Origin of the sequence: Actinoplanes sp. NPDC051411, from assembly GCF_040682075.1 — a bacterium.
Classification (GTDB): Bacteria; Actinomycetota; Actinomycetes; order Mycobacteriales; family Micromonosporaceae; genus Actinoplanes.
On sequence record NZ_JBFBAD010000087.1, the window covers coordinates 1 to 18,104 of the forward strand.

Below are 18,104 nucleotides of genomic sequence, written 5' to 3' on the forward strand. Positions count from 1 at the left end.
CCGCGCCCGCGGGGGGGGTTTCTGCGCGCCAGCTCCCCCCCCCCCTCCGCGCCCCGGGCCGCGCGGGGCCAGTTGGCCGGCGGGCGCCCGCCTGTCACGCCCGACAGCAACCGGGCGATCGTGGCCGCGCTGGCGATCACCCAGACCGTCGGCTACGGCACCCTCTACTACGCCTTCGCCGTCTTCCTCGTCCCGGTCTCCGCCACCCTGCACACCTCCACCACCGCCGTGACCGGCACCTTCACCGCATCCGTCCTCGCCTCCGCCGCGCTCGCGGTGCCGGTCGGCCGGTGGCTGGACCGCCGCGGCGGCCGAGCCCTGATGACCGCGGGGTCGCTAGTCGGTGCGCTGCTGCTGGTGGCGTGGTCGCACGTGCACACCCTGGGCCAGCTGTATGCGGTCCAGGTCGGCCTCGGCGCCGCCGGCGCCGCCAGCCTCTACGAAGCAGCCTTCGCCGTCATCATCGCCTGGCACAGCCCCGACCGGCGATCCTCAGCCCTGCTGAGCCTGACCGTCGTCGCCGGATTCGCCAGCACCATCTTCCTGCCGCTGACCGGCTGGCTCGTCGACCAATACAGCTGGCGCACCGCCCTGCTGATACTCGCAGCGATCCAAGCCGTACTCACCGTCCCGCTGCACTTGCTGGTGGTGCGGGCGGCCCCGCGCCGGCACGACGCCAGAACGTCCACCCCGCCCATCCCGTTGCGCTCGGTGGTCACTGACCCGGGTTTCTGGCTGCTGGGCGTCAGCTTCACCGCCAACACCGCCGCCATCGCCGCGGTCACCGTCCACCTGGTCGCCGCCCTGATCAGCTGGGGCCACCCGGCCCCGTTCGCCGCCACCGTCGCCGGGCTGTTCGGCATCCTGTCGGTCACCGGCCGGCTCGCCACCACCGGCCTGCAACGCCGCTACCGCACCACCTCGATCGTCGCCGCCATCTTCGCCGTCCAAGCGATCGCCGTCGCGGCCCTCCCCCTGGCCGGGCGAAACGCCGTCGCCGCGATCATCGCCGTCACCGGATTCGGGCTCGGCTTCGGCGTCGCCGCCATCGCCAAACCGGTCCTGCTCGCCGACCGCTACGACACCCGCCGCTACGCCACCATCGCCGGCATCCTCGTCGTCCCCATAACCATCGCCAAAGCCACCGCACCGCTGGCCGCCGCCTGGCTCCACGCCACCACCCACGGATACACCAGCGTGTTCACCGCGACCGCCGCCATCTGCCTGATCGCCGCGGCATCCTTGATCGCGGTACCCCGCATCAATCCCGGCCACCAGCGAACACCGGCCCACCACGAAGGAGCTGAGGACGGCGGCCATGACTGACGCGAAGATCAGGCTGATGGTCGCCGCGGACGCCGACGCCGTGCTGGCCATCTACCAAGCCGGCCTGGACGGCGGTAACGCCAGCTTCGAGCACACCGCACCGACCTGGGCGGCCTTCGACTCGAGCAAACTCGGCCACCACCGCTTCGTCGCCGTCGACCATCACGGGCGGGTCCTCGGTTGGGTGGCGATCTCCGCCGTGTCGACCAGGGCCGTCTACGCCGGAGTGGTCGAGCACTCCGTATACGTCGACCCGGCCGCCCACGGCCGAGGCATCGGCCGGGCCCTGCTCCAGGCGCTGATCGACTCCACCGAAACCGCTGGGATCTGGACCATCCAATCCGGCATCTTCCCCGAGAACACCGCCAGCCTCGCCCTGCACCACGCCACCGGATTCCGCACCGTCGGCATCCGCGAACGCATCGGCCGCCACCCCGCCCACGGCAACCGCTGGCGCGACGTCATCTTCATCGAACGCCGCAGCCCACTCATCGACTAACCGGAAACCTCCAAGCCGATTCGAACAGCCCGAAGATGGCCCGAAGGCATGCCCTCGTGAAGCCGCGGGTGCAACTCTGGCTCACAGCGCGTTTTCGCAGCTCAAGGGGGTTACTGATGGGCAGCACGAAATGGACATTCTTCGCGAATGCCATACGGTGGGGCGGGCGGGACTCGAACCCGCGACCGAGGGATTATGAGTCCCCTGCTCTAACCCACTGAGCTACCGCCCCGTACCGGCGGCGATCCTAACCCGCCATGTCAGTGGCAATCCACTGATCAAACCGGGACGCGAGCCCCCAGCCAGGAGAGCACCGCGCCGGCCGTTCGCCAGCCGCCGGCCATGGCGCCCTGGATGGAGGGGCTGTCGCGGTGGTCGCCGGCCACGAAGAGTCCGTCGCCCAGATCGACCGGCTTGCGTAGGCCGGCCTGCGGGACGCGGGCCGTGGGCAGCGCCTCGGGCAGGGAGATGACCTCGAGCAGTTCCCAGTCGTCGGCCGGGGAGCCGTACAGGCGGGCCAGTTCCACGCGTATGACCTGCTCGGATGCGGTGGAGGGGGCGGAGACGCCGACCACCGAGGCCGCGATGAGGGATTTGCCCGAGGGCGCGTATTCCGGCGCCGCGTTGCTGACGACGACCGTGTTGGCGATGATCTCGCGGCGGTCGCCGTCGAGCAGGAGTGTGGGCTCGTTGAGCGGGGCGTGGTCGGCGCCGAAATAAAATGTGGTGAGGCCGTGCATGTCCGGGCGCGGCAGTTGCGGTAGCAGTCCGGAGGCGGTGACCGGGTCGGTGGCGACGATCACTGCCCGGGATCGGATCTCGCCGCCCTCGGTGACGACGATGCCGGGGCCTAGTGACAGCGTGCGAGCGCCGATCAGCAGCTGAGGGAACGGCAGGGGTCCGGCGATGGCGGCCGGGAGGGCGGCCATGCCGGCGGCCGGGACGCCGATGCGGCCGCGGAAGAACGAGCGCAGCACCATCGCGAAGACGTGGCTGGAGGTCTCGAGCGACCGGTCGGCGAAGACGCCGGAGAGGAACGGCCGCATGACTTCCTCGATCATCCGGTGGGACAGGCCGGCCCGGCGGAGCATGTCCTGGGTGGTGGTCTCGCGGGCGGCCAGCAGCTTGCCGGCGGGCGCGGTCGCGCAGTAGGTGGCGAGCGCGGCGAACTTCAGGCGGTCACCGAGGGTGCCGACGCCCGACGTCAGAGCGTGCGGGGCGGCGAGTGGCTGTCGCAGCGGGTTCTCGAGGCGGTGCAACTCTCCGCCGCGGCGCACGAGCACGCCCGACGTGAAGAACCGCAGGTCGAGCGCATTCACATCGACCAATGCGGATAGCCGCGGATAGGCGGTGTTGAGCACCTGGAATCCGCGGTCGAGATGCCAGCCGTCGACCACGTCGGTGGCGACCCGCCCACCGATTCGGTCGGACGCCTCGACCAGCAGCCATTCGACGCCGGCACGGTCGAGCCGGCGGGCCGCGGCGAGACCGGCGAGACCGCCGCCGACAATGACGACGTCCACCTCAACGGGTTGCGACACGGGCACCTCACAAGGGGGACGACCAGGCAGGCAAGCCTCAGACTAACGGCGGTCGGCCCCTCCGGCAGGGGAAACAAAAACCCATCAAGACGTACGCGCTACGCGTACCCGCCGCAATTAACGTCACTTCCGGCCGAACCGGATCCTCTCTGCCCGCCCCGCCCTTCTGATCGCCGGGATCGCCGACGAACGCCGACGAGCACCAACGAACGCCGACGGCCGTCAAACCGCGGAAAGCCGCCGAAGGGCCGCCCACAACCACGAAACCGGTCGGAATACCCCGTTTCCGGCATGCCACGCGCCGCCAGCGACAAGAATCGGCCCGAATGATCCGGCCGGCAAGGAGTCCGCATGGCGTTCGGCACCCGCAGGAGTGACCTCCCGGCCACCGGGAACTACGACTACACCAGCGACACCGTCGCCCGCCTGACCGCCGAGAACGAGGACCTCCGCCGTCAACTCTCCGACCAGCAGGCCGAGCACGCGACTGCGATCCAGCGCTACGAGCTGATGATCGAGGCGGCCGGGATCGGCCTCTGGGACATGGACGTGAACGCCGACGACCCGGTCAACCCGGACAACGAGTTCCAGTGGTCGCAGGAGTTCCGCCACATGCTCGGCTACACCGACGAGCGCGACTTTCCCAACATCCTCAGCAGCTGGGCGTCCCGCCTGCACCCGGACGACGTCGACCGTACGGTCACCGCCTTCATGAACCATCTCAACGACCGCACCGGCCGTACGCCCTACCACATCGAGTACCGCCTGCAGCTGAAGACCGGCGAGTACCGCTGGTTCATCGCCACCGGCGCGACCAGCCGCGACCGCAACGGCGTGCCGCTGCGGGTGGCCGGCGCCCTGCGCGACATCGACAACGAGAGGAGCCTGGCCGAGGCCTCGGAACGGCAGCTGGCCCAGTTGTCGTCCTCGTCGTCCCGGCTCGGCGGGGTCAGCGTCGACCTGTCCAAGGCGGTCGACGCGGCCGTGAACCGGGCCGCCGCGGCCACCGAGACGATCGCCCACCTGGACGCCAGCAGTGCGAAGATCGGTGAAGTCATCAAGATCATCACCGGCATCGCCTCGCAGACCAACCTGCTCGCCCTGAACGCCACCATCGAGGCGGCGCGCGCCGGCCAGGCCGGACGTGGCTTCGCGGTGGTCGCCCACGAGGTCAAGGAACTGGCCAACGAGACCAGCCAGGCCACCGACAACATCTCCCAGCAGGTCGAGACGATCCGGGCCCAGACCAGTGAGGCGGTCCGCAGCATCGAGGAGATCCAGTCGTCGATGCAGGCGCTGACCTCGACCCAGCAGGCGATCGAGAGCCTCATCCAGGGCGTTTAGCAAAACGGCGTACGGAAAAATACCGGTGTGGGAGAACGACACCGGGAGGCCGTCATGCCGGCAGGTTCCAGCCCCAAGCGGGAACGTCAATACGAGCACATCAAGGACAGCGTCAAGCAGCGCGGCGGAAGCAAGAAGCGGGCCGAGGAGATCGCCGCCCGTACGGTGAACAAGGAACGCGCCCGCGCCGGCGAGTCGCGGACCGCGAGCCGCTCCTCGCTCGATGATGTCTCGTCCGGGCACCGGGGCGGAAAGCGATCGCATTCCCGCGCGCAGGGACGCACCAAGGCCCAGCTCTACAACGAGGCCAAACAGCGCAACATCACCGGGCGCTCGACCATGACCAAGGCGCAACTCGAACGCGCACTCAGTCGCTGATCAAAATCAGGTCGCTGATCAGAGCGTCAAGCGGTTCGGGTCGAAGGGGACCCATTTGCTGACGGTGACCGACCGCGTCTCGTAGTGGCCTTTGACCCGAACGCGGCGCCTCTCGGTCACCCGGCGCTTGGTCTGCCACGTCCACACCTTGGCGGAGTGGCCGCGGACAACGGTCGCGACCAGAGTCCGGTAATACCAGCGGCAGTCGAAGAACGCCTTCCACTGCGGGCCGGGATCGCCGTCGACGAGGTGGCAGAAGTAGCCGCGGGTCGACGCGTACGGATTGTTGTCCTTAGGCCAGGCGGTGCCGGCGCCGAAGATCCCGGCCATCGCCTGATACCAGTTCCATGACATTTTGGCGTAGCCGAAATCGTTGGGATGCAGGCCGTCCCGAATGTCGATGCCTTTGACCGTGCTCTGGTCCACCAGGTGCACGTGGGGACCTTTGCCCCCCACGACGCCGGGCACCGTGGCGTTATACGCGTCGGTCCGCTTCTGCTGCGCTGCCGCAAAAGTCGACCTGGTCCCAGTGATCTTCGCGACGAAGATTTCCGCCGCCGGGACATCCGCCCTGATCTGATCGATCAGCGCCGACAGCCGGGCGGTCACGCCGACCGCGCCCGACGGCGTACGCATGTCGTTGGTTCCGGCCTGCAGCAGCACGACGTCCGGCCGGTAGGTGGCCAGCCAGCCGTCGGCCCGCGCGGCGATCTGGGCGATGGACCACCCGGAAAGGCCCTCGTGATCGAGGTCCGCGCCGGCCGGGGCGCCGTCGTGCTGCGACCCGACGAAGTCCACGTCCAGTCCCGCCCGCCGGAGCCGATTCTGCAGGTCGACGCGGTAGGAGCTCGTGGTCGCCGACCCGATGCCCATCGTGATGGAGTCGCCCAGCGGCATGATCCGGAGCGGCGGGGCCGCCGCGCTGGCCACCGGGACAGGAGAGAGAACTATGGCGGCGACCAGGGCGGCGGAGAACACACCTACCGAATCGGGCCGAACAGAATTCTTCTTAGCCCGGCGCCCTGGGATCGCCGCGATCAGCGGACACCGGGAGGCCGATCAGTTGATACGCTCGCGCGGCTTCGATGTTGTTGATGTTCCTGGGGAGAAGGCTTCATGTCTGACGGTGACGTTCGCGGGCTCAACTCGGTGTCGCGCGAGGTCGTAGAGAAGATCGCCGCGGCCGCGGCCCGCGAGGTGCCGGGCGTGGTCGAGCTGGGCGGCGACGTGTCCCGCTTCATGAACAAGGTGCTCGACGCGGTCGGCCTGGACGAGGTCGGCGACGCCACCCGCGGCACCCACGCCCACGTGAAGGGCGCCGCCGTCGACATCACCGTCGTCATCGTGGTCGAAACCGGCAAGGTCGTCGGCGAGGTGGCCAAGGCCGTGCAGGCGAAGGTCACCGAGGCGGTCTCCGGCTACGGCCTGACCGTGACCGGCGTCAACGTCAAGGTCGACGACATCGCGTCGCCCTCCACCCCCACGCCGTCCCTCTGAAACGGCGGCAGCCGCAGGTACCGTGGTGGCCATGAGCCAAACCGAGACCGCCATCCTGGCCGGCGGCTGCTTCTGGGGCATGCAGCAACTGCTCCGCCGCCGTTCCGGCGTGCTCAGCACCCGGGTCGGCTACTCCGGCGGCGACGTCCCCAACGCCACCTACTACAACCACGGCACCCACGCCGAGGCCCTCGAAATCGTCTTCGACCCGGCCGTCACCTCGTTCCGGGACATCCTGGAATTCTTCTTCCAGGTCCACGACCCGACGACGAAAAACCAGCAGGGCAACGACGTCGGTTTGAGCTACCGTTCGGCCATCTTCTACACCTCCGACGAGCAGAAGCGCGTCGCCGAGGACACCATCGCCGACGTCGAGGCCTCCGGCCTGTGGCCCGGCAAGGTCGTCACCGAGGTCGAGCCGGCCGGCCCGTTCTGGGAGGCCGAGCCCGAACACCAGGACTACCTGGAACGCCTCCCCAACGGCTACACCTGCCACTTCCCCCGGCCCGGCTGGGTCCTCCCGAAGCGCAGCTCGACCCCGGCCTGACCGGCCGAGCGCCGCACGACCGAGGGACCACGGTCCCTCGGTCGCAGGCTCAGCCACTCACCGCATGGAGAACGGTTCAGGCCTCCATCAGCGCGGTCAGGTTCTGCAGGCTGCTGATCAGCGCGCCGGTGTAGCCGAAGATCCGGGCGCACCACTTGGCGACCGCCGAGATGATCTGCGCGGTGACGATCGGGATGGTGACGATCGCGAGAGCCTCGGTGGTCCACACGATGACGCGCGCCACCAAGTCGCAGATCAGGTCGCGGACGATATCCCGGGTGAACTGGACCAGGTTGCCCGCTGCCTGGGTGGCCGCCGACATGGTGTCGGCCAGCACTGCCAGACCGCCCACCCCGTCCACGTTGTTGGTCATCATCGACCGGTACGACTCGGCGGCAGTGCCGCCCCATTCGGGCAGGTCGGCAGCGAGGCCCGACTGGAGGTCCGCGGCCATGCTCTGAAGCGCGCCGGCCATGTTGGCCCACGTCTGCGCGTGCGCCGCGATCTTGTCGGGGATGCCGGCCAGCTTGTCGAGAATCTCGCGCAGCGGCTCGAAGTGTTCCATCACCCAGCCCAGCCCATTGGCCAGCAGGGCGCTGAACGGGTCGATGACCGTCGCCGCGGCATCACCCACGAGCGAGCCGCCGGCCAGCATGCCGTCGACCCAGCTGCCGCCCTGCACCGACTGGTAGAGCCCCTGGAAGCCGTCGACGAGCGAGACGCCGGTGTACGCGGTCCGGGTGGTCACCGACGTGGCCACCAGGGCGGAGTTCGACACCATGGTCAGTCCAGTCCGCCGGCGGCCCGGATCGTTCTCTGCGCGTTGCTGTCGACGGTGTCGTAGTCGCGGCCGGTGGCCTCGAGGGCCTCGGCCAGCAGTTGGAGGTTCTCGTCGACGTACGTGTAAAGCTGGTCCTGATCGGCGTGCCGCCGCTCGAGGATCGCCGAGATCCATCCGCACAACAGGCCGTACGCGCTGTCGTCCTGCGAGATTGCGCTGCTCGCGCCCCTGATCGCCGTGAGTTGGTCGCGCACCGCGCGGACGTTGGCGGCGTGCCGAAACAGCTGTGACGAGTCCACGTGGAAGGCGTCCGACACGTCAATATCCCCTCTCGGCCGGCGCGTCCTCCGCCGCCTGCCGGCTGTCGTCCGGCCGCTCGAGGACTTGGCGCATCCGGTCGGCGGTGGTGCGCGCCGAGAGCGAGTCGGGGCCCATCGTTTCGACCGCGATGTCGTGGGCCCGGTCGGCGGCCGTGGCCCGGGCTTCGTGCAGCGCGGTCATCACCGCCTGTGCCACCACCGCCGGCTCGAAACGATGGATGCGGTCGGTGAGCTCGAGGCCGACCATTACCCCGGCGGAGTCGATGGTGACCTCGGCGAGGCCGTTTTCGTCCCGTGCCGTGACGCGCAGCCGTTTCATCTGCTCGCTCATTGCGGCCGCCTGCGTCGCCATCCGGTCGACATTGTTCTTCCACGAGCGCAGGTATTCGCGGGACGCATCCGGATCCAGAAACGCCTGGGTGTCGGGAACCTCGGACATGTGCCGGAGTGTAACAACGACCAGCACAAATGGATTACGCCATGAGAACGACGACTCGGGCGTCGACATTGACGACGTGCCCGTCGCCGAGGACGGCGACCGGCTCGGTCCAGTGCACGTGCCCGCAGAGGGTCAGCATCGGCGCTCGACGTGCCAGGGTGCTGCGTACCGTCGGCCGGCCGAGCTGGCCCGCCCGGTCGCCGTTCGGCCCCTCGTGCAGGAGCAGCACGTCGGGGGGTGGCGTGGTGAGCTCCGCGAGGAGAGTAAGGAAGTCGCTCTCCGTACGCCTCAGGGGCCGCCCCGGATCCCCGACGATCCCCGAGCCACCGGCGACCGTGATGCCGCCGAAGCCACGACGGTCACCGTCCAGCAGCGCGACGTTTCGGCCGAGCTCCGCCACCTGCGCGGCGGTCACCTCGTCGTGGTTGCCGGCCACCCCGTACACCATCGGACATCCGGCAGCGGCGAAGGCGAGCCATACGTCGAGGACCGCGCCGGAGGCGCCGCGCCGGTCGGCGCCGGGCGCCGAGTACAGATCGCCGGTGAGCAGGACGCCGACCCGGTCGGCCGGCGGCAGCAGGCCGCTCTCCGCCCACACTTGCAGGTAGTCGGCGAGCGCGATGCCCAGCAACTCCGGTTTCCCGCCGAACGGCGAGGGCGCGACTCCTTGCAGGTCCCCCGCGGCCAGCAACGCGTCGCAGCCGGCCGGGAGCGTGTCGACCGGCAGTCGCTCGATGCCGAGCTGGACGTTCTGAGGGACGCCGCCCGGGCCGGCCGCCCGGTAGGGAACCGTCGCGAGCCGATGCGTCCGTGTGCCGACCAGCCGCATCGGCCGCTACTCCACGACGCTGCGGTAGAGGAACCGCCATTGCGGGAGCGGCGCCAGTTTGTCCCGCACCTCGTCGGGGCGATCGAACTTGTCGACGAACAACAGATAACGGCACTCCGGGAAGTCGGGCTCCTGGTAGTACTCGTCGTCGCCGTCGCGCAGGTCGTTGGACTGGAGCCGGAGCTTGCCGGCGCCGGTTTGCGGGCGCGCGGCGAAGTAGATGCCGCGGTAGTCACTCTCATGCTCGGCCCACTGCACCCCGAGGGCCCGGGCGAGCTCGCCGGGCTGGTCGCCGAGGCTGGGTTCGCCGTAGCCATACACGTCGTAGATCACTGTGTGCTTCCCGTTCAGAACCAGACCTTGATGGTCGGCTTGCGGCCGGCGGCTTCTTCGATAGTACGGAAGATCATGACGTGGACCTCGCGACCCGTCTCGGCCGACGCGTCGTCGAGTATCCCGTCAAGCCCGAGCCGGTCCAGGTCCCGCCCGCTCAGCGGCCCGGTCGACACGCCATCGCCCCGGAACCGCACGCCGTTCTCGTGGGCTGCCTGGTTGACCGAGTCGCCGCTGATCGCGATGTCGTAGTCGCTGACCCGGCCTTCGTCGAACGGCGCCCCGGTATCCGCGCTGCGCCCGGTGACCGAACTACCCTGAAAACCCATGTCCAGGTCGGGATAGAGCTCGCGCATCCGATCCCGGAACCGGGTCGCGAATTCCCGGAACTGCCCGAAGTCCCGGAAGCCGTGCGGCACGCCCGCCGGCTGGCCGGATGAGGACGGGCGCGGCCCGGAGGAGGGCGACGGGCCACCGCCCGCAGCCGTGGGCCGCCCGTGCTGGAACGCCTCGCGGGTGTGACCGTGGCCCTGCTCCACATTGTCCGGCCGGCTGCCCCGGTTCCGGCGGCCCCGGCCGCCGGCCGGTGGTTCGTCGCCGGCACCACCGCCGTGACCGCGGGATCTCGGGGTCAATGTCGGCCTCCCTCGATGTCGGCAACGACCCTATCGCCGCGGAGCTGACGGCCCGGGGTGGTGTTTCGAGTGGTCTCGCCTCGCCCGGGACATCCGCTCGATCGCCGAGTGCGACCGGTACGTTGTGCCGCGTGAGGATCTATGCCGGGAAGACCGCTGACGAGCGGCGCGACGAGCGGCGTTGCCGGCTGGTCGCGGCCGGGCGGCGCCTCTTCGGGGAGTTCGGCTACCACGGCACTTCGATGCGTGCCGTGCTGCGGGAGGCGCGGCTGCCGGACCGTTACTTCGCCGAGAACTTCAAGGGTATGGAGGATCTGCTCGCGGCTGTGCTCCACGACATCTCGGTCGAGGTGTTCGTGCGGATCAGCGAGTGCTTCGACGTGTCGGTGCCGCCGGCCGAGCAGGTCCGGCATCTTTTCGGGAATCTCGTGCGGACGCTCGAGGAGGATCCGGGCGCGGCCCGCATCAAGTTCGTCGAGGTGACCGGTGTGTCGCCGTACATCGATCGCTTGCGCCTGGCGGCGCTGAAGCCGTACGTGGAAGCGACCTATGCCCGGCTCCCGGAGCCGCCGCCCGACTCGAAGATGGACCGCATGATCTTTGCCCAGGCCTACGTGTCGGGCGTCAACGGCATGCTGGTCGACTGGGCGAACGGCACCCTGCCGCTGACCGGTGAGCAGCTGACCGAGCAGGCCACCCTGCTGTTCGAGGCGCTGGAGGCACGGCTCATCGGGAATCCGACACCATTTTTGTGAAACTGTTTCAACAGTCTCGCAACGTAGTCGGCCGGGGACGCAGAACGCATTTTCCGTCACCCAAACAACACCGTTTTATCACCGTGCGCGGCCGTAAGAAACCGTTAAGCAAGAGCCTCGTTGTCGGCCCGGCACGGGTGTCGTACCGTGATCATCGCCATCTGATGACGGCCGTCATCTGATCGACCTGTTGGCCCCCAGGTCGTTCCGGCACTCCAGGAGATATCCCTGCGGGAGGGGTCAAGGAATTGCGGGAAGACCACGCACGAATGGTCGAATTGCACGCCGAGCATAGAACGGCGTTGCTCAGATTCCTCATCGGGCTGACCGGCGGCGAGTGGTATGCCGCCGAGGACCTGTTGCAGGAGACGATGATCAGGGCCTGGCGCTCACTGGAGAGCGTGCCCGCCGACAGCCACGGAAGCCGGCGCTGGCTCCTCACGGTCGCCCGCCGTGTGGCCATCGACTCGGCGCGGCGGCGGCAGGCCCGGCCGGCCGAGACCGGACCGGTCGACGCCGAACGTATCGCCTCGGCCGACGACACCACCGAGATCGTGGTGCTCGCCGACTCGTGGCGGAATGCGGTGCGCTGCCTCAGCGATACGCACCGCAACATCCTGTCCGAGTTGTATTTCCGGGGCCGTTCTCTCGACGAGACCGCCCAGACGCTCGGAATTCCGCTCGGCACCGTGAAGTCACGCGCCCATTACGCGGTGCGCTCGCTCCGAGAGGCGGTAGCCGGATAGAAAGTCACAGCTGAGCAATGGCGTGCGCCGGGTTCTCGATCGCGTCAGCGACCGCCCGCATGAACCCGGCCGCCGTCCCACCGTCGCAGACCCGGTGATCGAAGACGAAGCTCATCTGGGCGATCTTGCGTACGCAGAGCTCCCCCGCCACCACCCACGCCCGGTCGATGATCCGGCCGAAGCCGAGGATCGCGACCTGCGGGTGGTTGATGATCGCGGCACTGCCGTCGACCCGGAACGCGCCGTAGTTGTTGAGCGTGAACGTGCCCTCCCCGTTCACGCGGCCCGTCCGCGCGTCCGCGACGAGCTGCCGGATCGCCGCGTCGAGCTCGGAGGTCGTCATCGTCGAGGCGCCGCGCACGGCGGGCACCACGAGACCGCGCTCGCCCTGCACCGCGATTCCCAGGTCGACCCGGTCGAGCTGCACGATCTCCTGACGTTCGACGTCGAGCCAGGCGTTGAGCACCGGATATCGCCGCAGCCCGGCGACCACGAACCGCGAGAGGTAGGCCATCAGGCCCGGGCCGGCCGGGAGGCTTTCCCGTAGCTGCCACAGCGCGGTGAAGTCGACGTCGACCCAGACGGTCGCCTCGGGGATCTCGGCCCGGCTCCGCGACAGGGCGGCCGACGCGGCCTTCCGGAAGCCGGAGAGCGGGATCCGGTGCTCGCCCACTGTGGACAAGGGCGAAAAGTTGTCATACCCAGCTGCTTCACTCGACCCCAAAACCCGCTCGACATCAGCACGCACGATGACGCCGCCGGCTCCGGTCGGTTTCACCGTACGCAGGTCGACCTCGTTCAACCGCGCCAGCCGCCTGACCAGCGGCGAACTCACCAGCGGCACCCCCGACCCCGACCCCGACCCCGAACCAACCGTGACCCTGCTCCGAGGCCGCCGGCGCCGCCCGGACGACGAGACCGACGACGTGCCATATCCAATGAGGACGTTTCCGGATCCGGCCTTCTCCTCCTCCCGGTAAGCCTCCGCAGCCGGGGAAACCGCCCGAACCGTCAACAGCGGCTTCCCCACGTCAACCGTCGCCCCCTCCGGCGCGTGCCGGACCGCGATCACTCCGGCGAACGGCGACGGCACCTCGACCAGCGATTTGGCCGTCTCCACCTCGACCACCGGCTGGTCGACCGCCACGACATCACCATCGGCGACGAGCCATCGCACGACCTCGGCCTCGGTCAACCCTTCGCCGAGGTCGGGCAGGTTGAAGATCTGGTCGGTCATCCCTCACCCCACTGCAGGTCGTCGACGGCGTCGAGGATCCGGTCGACGCCGGGCAGCTGGAAGTGCTCCAGTTTCGGCGGCGGGAACGGGATGTCGAAGCCGGTCACGCGGCGGATCGGGGCGGCCAGCGAGTGGAAGCACCGTTCGGTCACGCGGGCCACGATCTCTGACGCGACGCTGGCGAACCCGGCCGCTTCCGCGATCACCACGGCTCGCCCGGTCGAGGCGACCGCCGCGCAGACGGTCTCGTCGTCGAACGGCACGATCGACCGCACGTCGACCACTTGCAGGCTGCGCCCTTCCTGGGCGGCCACTTCGGCGGCCTCGAGGGCGACGGGCACGCTCGGCCCGTACGCGATGAGCGTGGCGTCGGTCCCCGGCCGGCGCACCACCGCCCGGCCGATGGCCGGTCCGCGGGCCGCCAGGTCGACCTCTTCCTTGCTCCAGTAGAGCTTTTTCGGTTCGAGGAACACGACCGGGTCGGGCGAGGCGATCGCCTCGCGCATGAGCACGTACGCGTCGGAGGCGGTCGCCGGCGCGACCAGCTGGAGCCCGGGGGTGTGGGCGTAGTAGGCCTCGGACGAGTCGCAGTGGTGTTCGACCCCGCCGATGCCGCCGGCGTAGGGCACCCGGATGACCATCGGCAGCGTGACCCGGCCGCGGGTGCGGTTCCGCATTTTGGCGACGTGGCTGACGATCTGCTCGAAGGCCGGGTAGGCGAACGCGTCGAACTGCATTTCGACGACCGGGCGCATGCCGTTCATCGCCATGCCGATGGCGACGCCGACGATGCCGGATTCGGCGAGCGGGGTGTCGAAGCAGCGGTTCTCGCCGAAGTCGGCGGTGAGCCCGTCGGTGATCCGGAAGACGCCGCCGAGCGCGCCGACGTCCTCCCCGAAGACCACGACCGACTCGTCATGAGTCATCGCGTCGCGCAGCGCGCGGTTGAGCGCCTGCGCCATCGACAGCTTCTCGTGGGTCACCGCGCCACCTCCCGTTCGAGCTCGTCGGCGAGGAATGCCGCCTGTTCCCGCAGTTGCGGGGTGCGCGTGGCGAAGATGTGGGTGAACAGCCCGTCCGGGTCGGGTTCGACGTCGCGGTTGAGGCCGTCGCGTACGGAGGAAGCGACGCGGTCGGCTTCCGCGCGGAACGCGGCCAGCCGGTCCTCGGGCAGGGCGAGGTACCGGGTGAGGCGGTCGAGCGGGTCGCGCGCGAGCCACGGCGTGACCTCGGCTTCGTCGCGATAGCGGGTCGCGTCGTCGGCGTTGGTGTGCGCCTGCACGCGATAGGTGTTGGCCTCGATCAGCTGCGGGCCGCCGCCGTCGCGCGCCCGCCGCACGGCGGAACCGAGGACGGCGAGCAGGGCGGCCGCGTCGTTCCCGTCGACCCGCTCCCCCGGGATGCCGTAGCCGATGCCCTTGTGGGCGAGCGACGGCGCCGCGGTCTGCTTGGCCAGGGGGACGCTGATCGCGTACTCGTTGTTCTGTATGAAGAAGACCACCGGCGCGCGGAGGACGGCCGCGAAGTTGAGCGCCTCGTGGAAGTCGCCCTCGCTGGTCGCGCCGTCGCCGCACATCGCCATCACCACGGTCGGCTCGCCGCGCAGGCGGGCCGCGTGGGCCACGCCGACCGCGTGCGGCAGCTGGGTGGCGAGCGGCGTCGCATGCGGGGCGACCTGGTGCTCGTTCGGGTCGTAGCCGCAGTGCCAGTCCCCCTTGAGCAGGCTCAGCGCCTCGACCGGGTCGACCCCGCGGGCGACGATCGCCACCGTGTCGCGGTAGGTCGGGAACAGCCAGTCGCCGTCGGCCAGCACCTGGGCGGCGGCGATCTGGCACGCCTCCTGGCCGTGCGACGACGGATAGACGGCGAGCCGGCCCTGGCGGACCAGGGCGTTCGCCTGCTCGTTGAGCCGGCGGCCGAGGATCAGCGCGGCGAGAGCGTCGGTAAGCGCGGAGGAGCCGGGCATTTCATAACGGGACTCGACCGCTCGCCCGCTGGGGTCCACCAGCATGACCGGAACGTCCGAAGGAAGTAGGTGCTGTTCATCACCTGTCATGCCGCCATCGTCGTAGCCTTGCCAATCGGACTCCAGACCTCCGGCAAAGGCGAGATAACGTTCTGCTCACCGGCTCCTGAGAAGGCCAAACGTCCAGCGGACAAAGGTCACCGGCGAGGAGGATGAGACGAATGGCCGAGCCTCTCGACGACATCGACCGCCGGATTCTCGGCGAGCTGACCGCCGACGGCCGCCTGTCGATGCGCACGCTGGCCGAACGTCTGCACATCTCGCGCGCCAACGCGTACGCGCGGGTCGAGCGGCTGCGCACGACCGGCGTGATCCGCGGCTTCCGGGCTGACGTCGACCCGGTCGCCGCCGGGCTGGGCACGTCGGCCTATGTGACGGTCAACCTGCGGCAGACCGAGTGGCGCGTGGTGCGGGAGAAGCTGCGGGCCCTGCCCGGCGTCGTCCACGTGGCGCTGGTCGGCGGCGAGTTCGACGCCATCCTGCTGGTGCGCACGACGGACAACGCCGAGCTCGGCCGCCTGGTCCTCAACGTCATCCAGGACATGCCGGGTGTGGTCAACACCCGGACGCTGCTGGTCTTCGAGGAGGCCGACGCCCCGCCGTTTACCGGAGGGACGACGGAATGAGGTCGCCGTGCGCGGTGAACAGCTCGTCGCACATGTCGTGGATCTGCGTGGTGGTCAGCGTGGCGGCGGTGTTGGGGTCGAGCAGCGCGGCCTGATAGACGTGCCGCCGGTCGCCGTCGAGCACGGCGCGCACGGTCAGCTCGACCACGTTGAGGAACGTACGGTTGAGGGCCGTGAGCTGCGGCGGAAGCGCGCCCACCGCCCGGGGGTGCAGGCCGGCCTTGTCGATCGTGGCCGGCACCTCGACGCACGCCTCGGCCGGGAGGCCGTCGATCAGGCCGTCGTTGCGCACGTTGACGTAGATCTCGGCCGGGCGGCCGGTCTGGTGGGCGTGGATGTACTCCGAGGCCAGTTCCGAGGTCGGCGTGAGGTCGAGCGGGCCGTCCGAGCGCAGGGCGGCGAGGGTCTGGTCGAGCTCGGAGAGGTTCTCCTCGGAGCGGCGCAGATATTCGCCGACCGGCACCCGGAACTGGTCGATCTGCGAGTCGTGGTGCATGAACCAGGGCACGTACTCGGCGCCGTGCTCGCTCGACTCGGTCGGGAAGTAGCCGAACTGGCGGAAGATCTCGACGCGTACCCGCCGGCGCAGCTCGGGGTCGGCCTCGACGATCTCGCGCAGCCGCGGGTAGAGGTCCTCGCCGCCCAGGGCGAAGCGCAGCACGAACGCCTGGTGGTTGAACCCGGCGGTGACCAGTTCGAGTTCCTCCTCCGGGTGGCCGACCAGCCCGGCGAGGAATTTGTGGGTGTCGCGGACCGAGTGGCACAGGCCGACGACGTTGCGGAACGGCGTGCCCGAGTAGACCGCCCACGGCAGCATCGCCATCGGGTTGCTGTAGTTGAGCAGCACCGAGTCGGGGGCGACGTCGGCCAGGTCGTGACCGATGCCCAGGAGCACCGGGATGGTGCGCAGGCCGCGGAAGATGCCGCCGATGCCGATGGTGTCGGCGATGGTCTGGCGCAGGCCGTAGCGGGCCGGGATGTCGAAGTCGGTGCGGGTCGCGCGGTAGCCGCCGACCTGGATTTCGTTGACCACGTAGTCGCAGCCCTCGAGGGCGGTGCGCCGGTCGATGCTGGCGCTGACCGTCGCCCCGGCGCCGAGCTGGTCGCTGACCCGCCGGGCGAGCGCCTCGGCGTAGCCCAGCCGCTCGGCGTCGATGTCGTGCAGTGCCAGATGAAGCTCACCGTGCAGCTCGGGGAACGAGCAGAGGTCGGTGACGACGTTGCGGGTGAACTCGACGCTGCCCGCGCCGATGAATCCGATCCTGACCATGCGCGGAGTCTTCCACCGTGCGCAATCAACGAGCAATGGTTGAGCAGAAACGCGCAGTAATTGGCTCAGACCGTGAGCACCTGGCAGCCCTGGGCCCGGATCGCGTCGAGCGCCGGCCCGCTCGCCCGGCCGTCGGTGACCAGCACGTCCACATCGGACATCTTGCAGACCTGGGCGAGCGCGACCCGGCCGATCTTGGTGGCGTCGGCCAGCACCACGCTGATCCGGGCCTGCTCGCGCAGCACGGCGTTGACCCGGCAGCCGACCGGGTCGTAGTTGGTGCAGCCGGCCGTCGCGTCGACCCCGTCGACCCCGATGAACGCGACGTCGATGTTGTAGCCGGCCATGAAGCTCTCGGCGCTCGGGCCGACCGCCTCCTGGCTGCTGCTGCGCACCTCGCCGCCGGCCGAGAAGACCCGCAGGCGCGGGTTGGAGGTCAGGAACGTCGCCACGTTGAGCGCGTTGGTGACGATGGTCAGCCCGTCGCGGTCCATGAGCAGGCGGGCGAACTCCGACACGGTGGTGCCGCCGGTGGTGCCGATGACCCGGGCACCGGCGAGGAAGTCGAGGGCCTTGCGGGCGATCCGCCGCTTCTCGCCGGTGTCCTGCTCGGTCTTGTACGACAGCGGCAGGTCGTTGAACGAGGCGTGCGTGGTCGCGCCGCCCCGGGTGCGGCTGACCAGGCGCTGCTTCTCCAGAACCTCGAGGTCGCGCCGGACCGTGGCGTGCGAGACGTCGAACAGCTCGGCCAGATCCTCGACCTCGAGGCCGCCCTTCTCGACGATCGCCGACACCATCTCGCGCAGGCGTTGCTTGCGTTGCATGGCGGAGAAGGTAGCACCCCGCTCGCGCATTTCGATATGGCACTTCTGCGTCTTCGCTCATAATCCATGCGCACTGTGCGCAGTTTTTCCCAGAGAAGCTGCACGTTACGCAACAACTGCGCAATCTTCTCTTGACCATGCGCATGCCCGG

General features: G+C 69.4%; 22 protein-coding genes and 1 tRNA gene. 9 read left to right on the top strand and 14 right to left on the bottom strand.

Annotation, left to right across the window (positions count from 1 at the left end; all coding sequences use genetic code 11):
* The first annotated feature begins 120 nt into the window (after nt 1–120).
* Entirely contained in the window at nt 121–1,326 is a 1,206-nt protein-coding gene (locus AB0M88_RS36245) for an MFS transporter (protein WP_364110343.1), read from the top strand.
* Nucleotides 1,319–1,825, top strand: a complete 507-nt coding sequence (locus tag AB0M88_RS36250) for an N-acetyltransferase family protein (protein ID WP_364110344.1) — start codon at nt 1,319–1,321, stop codon at nt 1,823–1,825. The genes AB0M88_RS36245 and AB0M88_RS36250 overlap by 8 nt, the downstream gene beginning before the upstream one ends.
* A 158-nt stretch (nt 1,826–1,983) precedes the next feature.
* Here the strand turns inward: AB0M88_RS36250 and AB0M88_RS36255 are convergent.
* Together AB0M88_RS36255 and AB0M88_RS36260 are read right to left on the bottom strand one after the other, a co-directional pair.
* A tRNA-Ile gene (locus tag AB0M88_RS36255) sits at nt 1,984–2,057 on the bottom strand.
* Nucleotides 2,058–2,103: 46 nt separating this feature from the next.
* Complete coding sequence (locus tag AB0M88_RS36260) at nt 2,104–3,366, bottom strand: FAD-dependent oxidoreductase (RefSeq protein WP_364110345.1); 1,263 nt, start codon at nt 3,364–3,366, stop codon at nt 2,104–2,106.
* Between the two features lie 351 nt (nt 3,367–3,717).
* On the opposite strand from AB0M88_RS36260, the gene AB0M88_RS36265 reads away from it, so the two are divergent.
* Together AB0M88_RS36265 and AB0M88_RS36270 are read left to right on the top strand one after the other, a co-directional pair.
* Nucleotides 3,718–4,710 (top strand): methyl-accepting chemotaxis protein, encoded by a 993-nt coding sequence (locus AB0M88_RS36265; RefSeq protein ID WP_364110346.1) that lies wholly within the window; start codon nt 3,718–3,720, stop codon nt 4,708–4,710.
* 54 nt (nt 4,711–4,764) lie between these two features.
* On the top strand, nt 4,765–5,088 hold the full coding sequence (locus tag AB0M88_RS36270; RefSeq protein WP_364110347.1) for a plasmid stabilization protein: 324 nt from the start codon (nt 4,765–4,767) through the stop codon (nt 5,086–5,088).
* 18 nt (nt 5,089–5,106) lie between these two features.
* Here AB0M88_RS36270 and AB0M88_RS36275 read toward each other — a convergent pair whose 3' ends face one another.
* Nucleotides 5,107–6,018 (bottom strand): SGNH/GDSL hydrolase family protein, encoded by a 912-nt coding sequence (locus AB0M88_RS36275; RefSeq protein WP_364110348.1) that lies wholly within the window; start codon nt 6,016–6,018, stop codon nt 5,107–5,109.
* Nucleotides 6,019–6,204: 186 nt separating this feature from the next.
* Between AB0M88_RS36275 and AB0M88_RS36280 the strand changes: the two genes are divergently transcribed.
* Together AB0M88_RS36280 and msrA are read left to right on the top strand one after the other, a co-directional pair.
* Complete coding sequence (locus AB0M88_RS36280) at nt 6,205–6,585, top strand: Asp23/Gls24 family envelope stress response protein (protein ID WP_364110349.1); 381 nt, start codon at nt 6,205–6,207, stop codon at nt 6,583–6,585.
* Between the two features lie 31 nt (nt 6,586–6,616).
* Nucleotides 6,617–7,132 carry a peptide-methionine (S)-S-oxide reductase MsrA gene (gene msrA / locus AB0M88_RS36285; protein WP_364110351.1) on the top strand — a complete coding sequence of 172 codons (516 nt, stop codon included), beginning with the start codon at nt 6,617–6,619 and terminating at the stop codon, nt 7,130–7,132.
* A 76-nt stretch (nt 7,133–7,208) separates the two neighbouring features.
* Here msrA and AB0M88_RS36290 read toward each other — a convergent pair whose 3' ends face one another.
* Genes AB0M88_RS36290 through AB0M88_RS36315 form a run of 6 tightly spaced genes read right to left on the bottom strand, consistent with a single transcriptional unit; the run spans nt 7,209 to nt 10,469 of the window.
* Nucleotides 7,209–7,913, bottom strand: a complete 705-nt coding sequence (locus AB0M88_RS36290) for a hypothetical protein (RefSeq protein ID WP_364110352.1) — start codon at nt 7,911–7,913, stop codon at nt 7,209–7,211.
* Between the two features lie 2 nt (nt 7,914–7,915).
* Nucleotides 7,916–8,230, bottom strand: a complete 315-nt coding sequence (locus AB0M88_RS36295) for a type VII secretion target (protein ID WP_364110353.1) — start codon at nt 8,228–8,230, stop codon at nt 7,916–7,918.
* 1 nt (nt 8,231) lies between these two features.
* Nucleotides 8,232–8,672, bottom strand: coding sequence for a YbaB/EbfC family nucleoid-associated protein (locus AB0M88_RS36300; RefSeq protein WP_364110354.1), 441 nt, complete (start codon nt 8,670–8,672; stop codon nt 8,232–8,234).
* Nucleotides 8,673–8,706: 34 nt separating this feature from the next.
* Complete coding sequence (locus AB0M88_RS36305) at nt 8,707–9,501, bottom strand: metallophosphoesterase (protein WP_364110355.1); 795 nt, start codon at nt 9,499–9,501, stop codon at nt 8,707–8,709.
* A 6-nt stretch (nt 9,502–9,507) separates the two neighbouring features.
* Nucleotides 9,508–9,834, bottom strand: coding sequence for a hypothetical protein (locus AB0M88_RS36310; RefSeq protein WP_364110356.1), 327 nt, complete (start codon nt 9,832–9,834; stop codon nt 9,508–9,510).
* Between the two features lie 14 nt (nt 9,835–9,848).
* The gene (locus AB0M88_RS36315; protein WP_364110357.1) at nt 9,849–10,469 is read right to left on the bottom strand and encodes a hypothetical protein; all 621 of its coding nucleotides are present in this window, start codon (nt 10,467–10,469) and stop codon (nt 9,849–9,851) included.
* Nucleotides 10,470–10,600: 131 nt separating this feature from the next.
* On the opposite strand from AB0M88_RS36315, the gene AB0M88_RS36320 reads away from it, so the two are divergent.
* Together AB0M88_RS36320 and AB0M88_RS36325 are read left to right on the top strand one after the other, a co-directional pair.
* The gene (locus AB0M88_RS36320; RefSeq protein WP_364110358.1) at nt 10,601–11,224 is read left to right on the top strand and encodes a TetR/AcrR family transcriptional regulator; all 624 of its coding nucleotides are present in this window, start codon (nt 10,601–10,603) and stop codon (nt 11,222–11,224) included.
* 269 nt (nt 11,225–11,493) lie between these two features.
* Nucleotides 11,494–11,970 carry a sigma-70 family RNA polymerase sigma factor gene (locus tag AB0M88_RS36325; RefSeq protein ID WP_364110359.1) on the top strand — a complete coding sequence of 159 codons (477 nt, stop codon included), beginning with the start codon at nt 11,494–11,496 and terminating at the stop codon, nt 11,968–11,970.
* Nucleotides 11,971–11,974: 4 nt separating this feature from the next.
* Here the strand turns inward: AB0M88_RS36325 and AB0M88_RS36330 are convergent, their stop codons facing one another.
* The 3 genes from AB0M88_RS36330 to AB0M88_RS36340 are packed head-to-tail and all read right to left on the bottom strand — an operon-like array spanning nt 11,975 to nt 15,263.
* Nucleotides 11,975–13,207, bottom strand: coding sequence for a dihydrolipoamide acetyltransferase family protein (locus AB0M88_RS36330; protein ID WP_364110361.1), 1,233 nt, complete (start codon nt 13,205–13,207; stop codon nt 11,975–11,977).
* On the bottom strand, nt 13,204–14,169 hold the full coding sequence (locus AB0M88_RS36335) for an alpha-ketoacid dehydrogenase subunit beta (RefSeq protein WP_364110388.1): 966 nt from the start codon (nt 14,167–14,169) through the stop codon (nt 13,204–13,206). Before AB0M88_RS36335 ends, AB0M88_RS36330 begins: the two co-directional genes overlap by 4 nt.
* Nucleotides 14,170–14,186: 17 nt before the next feature.
* Complete coding sequence (locus AB0M88_RS36340; protein ID WP_364110363.1) at nt 14,187–15,263, bottom strand: thiamine pyrophosphate-dependent enzyme; 1,077 nt, start codon at nt 15,261–15,263, stop codon at nt 14,187–14,189.
* A 131-nt stretch (nt 15,264–15,394) separates the two neighbouring features.
* Here AB0M88_RS36340 and AB0M88_RS36345 point away from each other — a divergent pair, with 131 nt between their 5' ends.
* Complete coding sequence (locus AB0M88_RS36345; RefSeq protein WP_364110365.1) at nt 15,395–15,859, top strand: Lrp/AsnC family transcriptional regulator; 465 nt, start codon at nt 15,395–15,397, stop codon at nt 15,857–15,859.
* Here the strand turns inward: AB0M88_RS36345 and AB0M88_RS36350 are convergent.
* The gene (locus AB0M88_RS36350) at nt 15,837–17,129 is read right to left on the bottom strand and encodes an alpha-glucosidase/alpha-galactosidase (protein WP_364110366.1); all 1,293 of its coding nucleotides are present in this window, start codon (nt 17,127–17,129) and stop codon (nt 15,837–15,839) included. The genes AB0M88_RS36345 and AB0M88_RS36350 overlap by 23 nt on opposite strands.
* Before the next feature lie 65 nt (nt 17,130–17,194).
* Nucleotides 17,195–17,953 (bottom strand): DeoR/GlpR family DNA-binding transcription regulator, encoded by a 759-nt coding sequence (locus tag AB0M88_RS36355; protein WP_364110367.1) that lies wholly within the window; start codon nt 17,951–17,953, stop codon nt 17,195–17,197.
* Nucleotides 17,954–18,104 lie beyond the last annotated feature (151 nt).

Coding starts and splice junctions, on each gene's coding strand:
- AB0M88_RS36335 (WP_364110388.1), bottom strand. CDS start 14,169: ATGGCGCAGGCGCTCAACCGCGCGCTGCGCGACGCGATGACTCATGAC.
- AB0M88_RS36270 (WP_364110347.1), top strand. CDS start 4,765: ATGCCGGCAGGTTCCAGCCCCAAGCGGGAACGTCAATACGAGCACATC.
- AB0M88_RS36250 (WP_364110344.1), top strand. CDS start 1,319: ATGACTGACGCGAAGATCAGGCTGATGGTCGCCGCGGACGCCGACGCC.
- AB0M88_RS36340 (WP_364110363.1), bottom strand. CDS start 15,263: ATGACAGGTGATGAACAGCACCTACTTCCTTCGGACGTTCCGGTCATG.
- AB0M88_RS36290 (WP_364110352.1), bottom strand. CDS start 7,913: ATGGTGTCGAACTCCGCCCTGGTGGCCACGTCGGTGACCACCCGGACC.
- AB0M88_RS36325 (WP_364110359.1), top strand. CDS start 11,494: ATGGTCGAATTGCACGCCGAGCATAGAACGGCGTTGCTCAGATTCCTC.
- msrA (WP_364110351.1), top strand. CDS start 6,617: ATGAGCCAAACCGAGACCGCCATCCTGGCCGGCGGCTGCTTCTGGGGC.
- AB0M88_RS36265 (WP_364110346.1), top strand. CDS start 3,718: ATGGCGTTCGGCACCCGCAGGAGTGACCTCCCGGCCACCGGGAACTAC.
- AB0M88_RS36305 (WP_364110355.1), bottom strand. CDS start 9,501: ATGCGGCTGGTCGGCACACGGACGCATCGGCTCGCGACGGTTCCCTAC.
- AB0M88_RS36280 (WP_364110349.1), top strand. CDS start 6,205: ATGTCTGACGGTGACGTTCGCGGGCTCAACTCGGTGTCGCGCGAGGTC.
- AB0M88_RS36300 (WP_364110354.1), bottom strand. CDS start 8,672: ATGTCCGAGGTTCCCGACACCCAGGCGTTTCTGGATCCGGATGCGTCC.
- AB0M88_RS36345 (WP_364110365.1), top strand. CDS start 15,395: ATGGCCGAGCCTCTCGACGACATCGACCGCCGGATTCTCGGCGAGCTG.
- AB0M88_RS36355 (WP_364110367.1), bottom strand. CDS start 17,953: ATGCAACGCAAGCAACGCCTGCGCGAGATGGTGTCGGCGATCGTCGAG.
- AB0M88_RS36350 (WP_364110366.1), bottom strand. CDS start 17,129: ATGGTCAGGATCGGATTCATCGGCGCGGGCAGCGTCGAGTTCACCCGC.
- AB0M88_RS36330 (WP_364110361.1), bottom strand. CDS start 13,207: ATGACCGACCAGATCTTCAACCTGCCCGACCTCGGCGAAGGGTTGACC.